Here is a 5,165-nt window from a genome sequence, read left to right on the forward strand (position 1 = left end):
ACTTGGTATTAGTTCAGAATCATTTAGCAATCAGGTAGTGTGAGCAATACAACAATTCTTAAAATAACTGGCACTTCCTCACGTCAAAAACTTCTGTCGTCTAGTTAAAGCAACCTTTTTCTTAAATTGTTATCATTAAGAGCAAGAAGTTTTTTGTAACAAATTTTACTAATAAACAGATGTCTAAAGAACAAGTATTTGAATTTTTTAGCCAAGCTGCTAAAGACGAATCGCTTAAAGAGAAAGTGCAAGCAGCAACTAGCGAAACAGAACTAATAGATTTAGGGAAGAAAGAAGGATTTGAGTTTTCTTCTGAACACCTTAATCAGGCGATGGCTGAGTTAAGTAAGAAGCCCAATTTCTTCAAAAAATTAGCTGAGTCAATTTTAGAAATTTTTAGCCCAGATCATGATAATTACCCAGCCGTGGGAGTGCAGCCTTATGATGGAGAGCCGAACCGTGAACGATATTAACCGAGTTAAGTTATGTTTTTAATTGCTCACAGATTAAGTTGAGCAAGGTTTGATTTTAGCTTTTTTATCAGTTAAAAATCCGATAAATTAAGCAGTATTTGCGAAAAATAAAATGATTTTTGGAGTGTCTTTCATCCTATACGTTAGAATCAAGACTAAGCTACCTCTATAGCTTAAGAGCAGTCAGCGATGAAAAGATGAAACTAATTTTGTTTTCTGGTCTTCCTGGTACTGGCAAAAGTGTTCTTTCAGAAGAAATCGCACAGATCTTGCAGATCCCCGTTTTCTCTCTAGATTGGGTGTTAGGGGCGATGCTACTATCTGAGTTTCGTGTTCAAAAGCAAGGCTTTTACATCACAACGGCTGAAGCATTACTGACCATGCTGACCCAACGACAATTCATGTTAGGTCAATCGGTTATTTTAGACATCCCAGCTAATACTATTGCAGAAAGAAAACGCTGGCAGAATTTAGCACAATCGCACAGTGCCGCCTTCTATGGAATTGAAACAATTTGCTCTGAGCGATCGCTACATCGTCAACGAGTGGAAAGTCGTCGGCGTAAGATTCCTGGCTGGCATGACACCGTTCATTGGAGTCATGTCGAACAGATGCGTCTGGTTCGTGAAGCTTGGACAGCAGATGAAGGAGAATACCTGACGATAGATGCAGTTCATCTCAAAGATAAAAATGTTCAAACAATTCTGAAATATGTTGAAGAATCAACCTAATCACCTAAGAAGGCGGACTGGGATGAGGACGATTTTTATAGACGGTGAGCAACGCGATCGCGTTGCTTCTAAAAGTTGTAGATAGTCTGAGTGAATCTAATAGTGCATTTGACTGTTCAAGAACAGACTACTTACACGATTAAATTGTTGACAGACATCTCAAAAACAATCTTTCTTTAATGTCTACAACTGTAGAGTATCATTTTTTGAACTTTCTCGCGCTTGTTCAGTTATGTTGCAAACAAAAAAACATTATTTCAGATTCTTTCGGGCTATAGATAATGACAGAGCCAATTGTTGATTGAAGTTACTCAAGATATATACTCTGATTTACAATAGGAAACTTTAAATGAAAATTTTTGTTCCAGGCCGTCTTTGTTTGTTTGGAGAACACAGCGATTGGGCAGGAGAATACCGCCTTCTTAATGCTCAAATCGAAAAAGGCTATACCTTAATTGTTGGGACTAATCAAGGAATTCATGCCGAGATCGAACCTAATTCCACTGAGTTAATCATTCGTTCTTCTTTAAGCGATCGCAAGCATGAGCAATCGATTAGATTACCGATGGAACCTAATACTCTTAAGGATGTAGCGGCAAAAGGCGGTTTTTTTAGTTATGCGGCTGGTACAGCTTATCAATTTCTGACTCGCTATGGTGTTGGTGGACTTGAGGTTGATAATTATCTAACCGACTTACCGATTCAAAAAGGATTATCTTCTTCTGCTGCCTTTTGCGTCTTAATTGCGAGGGCTTTTAATCGTCTATACGACTTAAAGATGACCATCCGTGAAGAAATGGAGTTAGCCTACTTGGGAGAAAGAACGACTCCTAGTCTTTGTGGTCGGATGGATCAGGCTTGCGCTTATGGAAATCGCCCAATCTTGATGATTTTTGATGGTGAACAAATCGAGATCAAAGAGCTTAAAGTTAGCAAAGATTTATTTTTTGTAATTGTAGATCTTGCTGGGAGTAAAAATACACAAGAAATTCTCAGACGATTGAATCAATGTTACCCTGAAGCGACCAATTCTCTTGAGCAAAATGTCCAAAAATATTTAGGCTCTATTAGTGCGGAAATTACCCTAAGTGCAGTCAAAGCAATACAACTCGGAGATGCTCAACTTCTCGGGGTTTTAATGACAAAAGCTCAAGCTAAATTTGACCGATACGTCGTTCCAGCTTGTCGAGAACAATTAACGGCCAAAAAACTCCATCTTCTTCTTGAGCATGAACCTTTGAGTCATTGGATAGAAGGAGGAAAAGGGGTCGGTTCTCAGGGTGATGGCACGGCACAACTAATTGCTAAAAATCAAGAGAGTCAAAAAAAAGTTATCGAAATTATCCAGCGCGATTTTCCGCAAATGCAAGCGTTACAGTTAACGATTTCAAGAGTTTCTGTCTGATTAATTGGTAGTCAGTTCGAGTTAAGAAGATTTTGCTAAGATGAAAGAATTAAGGTTTCAGCACATAATAGAATCAGGGTTTGGTGCTGATCCCGAACTCAAATTAAGTCACATCTATTACAGTTAATCTAAAAAAAGTCCTGATCACCCGAACTGAGGTTACAAATTTAATCTTCCAGCTTGCTGTTGGTCGAGTAAATTGCTTAATTTTCGGTCTGGTTCGGCTTCCATTTGTAATTCGGTCAAAGCGAGAACTTGTTCATTTCTAAGGTCAGAAACGGGTTCACAGAAACTGGGTTTGTAGATTTAATAAAGGCAAAGACAGTTTGATTGTATCAGCTAGGATCTTTGAAACATCACGCTTGGACAGTTGGGCATTCCTGTTGGATTTGGTGATAGATTTTATCGGGTAAGTTAATGATTAGCTGGGTACTCATAACTTTATTTGGGCATAGGCTTTTTCTATTGTGCCTGAAAAAGACAGGGGGAGTGTTTTTCCCCCTGCCTTTAACTTCAAGCTAAGTTACGAATCTTCTCAATGACAGATATGGCTTGTTCATTCACTGGGATGAAAACCCTCAATTTCCAGTTAATCATCTCCGTCATACAGCCTACAGCTTTGAGGCACATTACCTCAGCCTTCTGATGAATACCTGTAATCTCCAAGCGTTGATTGCCCATGATTGAAGACGCTTTTAACTGCCAGCCTTGAACTAAGGGGATGACTTCCTTGCGTTGAATCACTGCCTGAAAGACCTCATCAGCCGTCAGTTTAGGAGTTTCGCCAATCCCCAGATTACGATACACTGAGGCGATGTTCTCCACCTGGACTAACCGCCCCAGCAACTTCTCACCATTATCGGTCTGAAGTCGGAACACCTTCATATTTTGAGCATCCAGACGAGACCAGATGGGCAACAGTAAGCCTGTAATCAGATAGAACGAATCCACCTCGAACTGAGAAGTTTGGCTGACCTCCTGCTGCCAAAGCTGCTTAAATGATGCTTGGCTAATTTCTGCCCAAGTAGAAGCTAAAAATTGTCCGATGCTCATCTTTTCGTTAGTAGTTGGGCGAATCAGGTTAACTCGACGTACAATCGACCCATCATCGGTAACAGTGCTGTTAGTGGGAATGGCTACGGCAACTCTGCCAGAACGCTCATTAGCGACTAATTTACCCTGATAGCGGTCAGCTGTTTCCAAAGCTTCTTGAAGGCTAAGAACTTGTGCCTTACGCTGACGTTCAATCTTGACGCAGTGGGTTTGAGCCTAGGTTTGGGGGTGAGTGTAGATGACTTTGCGTTCTATAACTTTCAAACTTTCAGCTTTAAGGGTTTCAACGCCGACTTCATAGCTTCCCGATGAGATGGCTTCCTCGATCTTACTTTCTACTCTGACCTCAAATTCCTCAAATAGGGCATTTTGCAGTTCAATCCGCAAGGCGAGAACACGGTTCAGGAATTGAGCGATTGGTGGTAAGTCTTCCTTGAGTTTGCCCTCTTTATCCGTTAGGGAAAGTCCCGTATGTGATTCAAATATATTTAAAGAGCAACAATCAACTTTACCCCCATAGAGCGCATGATAAAGTTGACGTAAGGCGGCTTTGGCATAGGGTGACTCCAAGTTATCTTCTTCTCGAAACAGCCCTTGTCCTCCAGTCTGTCGCTGTCCCCGCGTTAAGGCACCCAGAGAATCCAAGCGACGAGCGATCGTACTCAAGAAACGCTTTTCACCTTTAACATTAGTAGTTACAGGTCGAAAGAGTGGTGGTTGAGCCTGATTGGTTCGATTTGTCCTCCCTAACCCTTGAATAGCGGAGTCGGCTTTCCAACCTGCTTCAAGTAGATAGTGGACGCGGAGACGTTGATTCTTAGCCTTCAAATCGGCATGATACGAGCGACCTGTACCACCTGCTTCTGACTGGAGTTTAGACTAAAAAAAGCAGTTGGAAATACATCCGAACTGCTATTTGGGAGAAAATGAGAAATTGCTCAAAATTACTCAATCTCCCTAAAATGAACTTAGAACGACTGAAAAGATTTCGTCAAGAAGCGTACGAATTATTGGGAAAAGCTAAAGACGCAACAATGGATGTAATGGATGCGGTTTTAGTTACTAAAAGTCTGGATTCATTTGCCGAACTATCTCTATCACCCGTATAAAGAGAGGAAATTTTCCTCATTGTATGAAGCCATAGAAGACGTACGACCGCAGCGTGATGAGTTGATGAAACTGTATCTTCGACAAATTCATATAGATAAAGATAAAAAGCAACAGATAATTCTGGCTGGAGATCATACAGCCTGGTCAAGGATTTATGCTTCTACCCTCAAAGACCGAACTTATGAGCATGGGGCAAAAGTGATTAGTGGCAAGCCGATTACTTTAGGACAGGGGTATAGTACTCTCGCTCTAATTCCTGAAGTCCAAGGAAGTTGGGCAAAACCCCTTGCGTCATGAGAGAATTACAAGTTTTGAAAATCCCTTGACCAAAGCCGCTTTTCAATTAAGACAAGTTTGTCGTGAGTTGAAGGAACGCCCTCTAAGCTTGTGGGA

The 5,165-nt window shown here is 41.0% G+C and carries 6 protein-coding genes and 1 pseudogene; 5 read left to right on the plus strand and 2 right to left on the minus strand.

Going from position 1 to position 5,165, the window contains the following annotated elements; translation table 11 throughout:
- Positions 1 to 179: 179 nt before the first annotated feature.
- From CFPU101_RS24920 to CFPU101_RS24930, 3 genes are all read left to right on the plus strand, one after another.
- On the plus strand, positions 180 to 473 hold the full coding sequence (locus CFPU101_RS24920; protein ID WP_206818541.1) for a Nif11-like leader peptide family natural product precursor: 294 nt from the start codon (positions 180 to 182) through the stop codon (positions 471 to 473).
- Positions 474 to 670: 197 nt separating this feature from the next.
- On the plus strand, positions 671 to 1,204 hold the full coding sequence (locus tag CFPU101_RS24925; RefSeq protein ID WP_206818542.1) for an AAA family ATPase: 534 nt from the start codon (positions 671 to 673) through the stop codon (positions 1,202 to 1,204).
- A 349-nt stretch (positions 1,205 to 1,553) separates the two neighbouring features.
- Positions 1,554 to 2,609, plus strand: a complete 1,056-nt coding sequence (locus CFPU101_RS24930) for a mevalonate kinase (protein ID WP_206818545.1) — start codon at positions 1,554 to 1,556, stop codon at positions 2,607 to 2,609.
- Positions 2,610 to 3,122: 513 nt separating this feature from the next.
- Here the strand turns inward: CFPU101_RS24930 and CFPU101_RS25870 are convergent.
- Positions 3,123 to 3,812 carry a hypothetical protein gene (locus tag CFPU101_RS25870; RefSeq protein ID WP_242578262.1) on the minus strand — a complete coding sequence of 230 codons (690 nt, stop codon included), beginning with the start codon at positions 3,810 to 3,812 and terminating at the stop codon, positions 3,123 to 3,125.
- Between the two features lie 66 nt (positions 3,813 to 3,878).
- A pseudogene (locus tag CFPU101_RS25875) lies at positions 3,879 to 4,517 on the minus strand (strawberry notch C-terminal domain-containing protein); the annotation flags it as partial.
- 71 nt (positions 4,518 to 4,588) lie between these two features.
- Between CFPU101_RS25875 and CFPU101_RS24940 the strand changes: the two are divergent.
- Together CFPU101_RS24940 and CFPU101_RS24945 are read left to right on the plus strand one after the other, a co-directional pair.
- Positions 4,589 to 4,771 (plus strand): hypothetical protein, encoded by a 183-nt coding sequence (locus CFPU101_RS24940; RefSeq protein WP_206818547.1) that lies wholly within the window; start codon positions 4,589 to 4,591, stop codon positions 4,769 to 4,771.
- Between the two features lie 19 nt (positions 4,772 to 4,790).
- On the plus strand, positions 4,791 to 5,069 hold the full coding sequence (locus tag CFPU101_RS24945) for a hypothetical protein (protein ID WP_206818549.1): 279 nt from the start codon (positions 4,791 to 4,793) through the stop codon (positions 5,067 to 5,069).
- The last annotated feature ends 96 nt before the right edge of the window (positions 5,070 to 5,165 follow it).

Origin of the sequence: Chroococcus sp. FPU101 (assembly GCF_017312365.1) — a bacterium.
GTDB lineage: Bacteria > Cyanobacteriota > Cyanobacteriia > Cyanobacteriales > Microcystaceae > Chroococcus.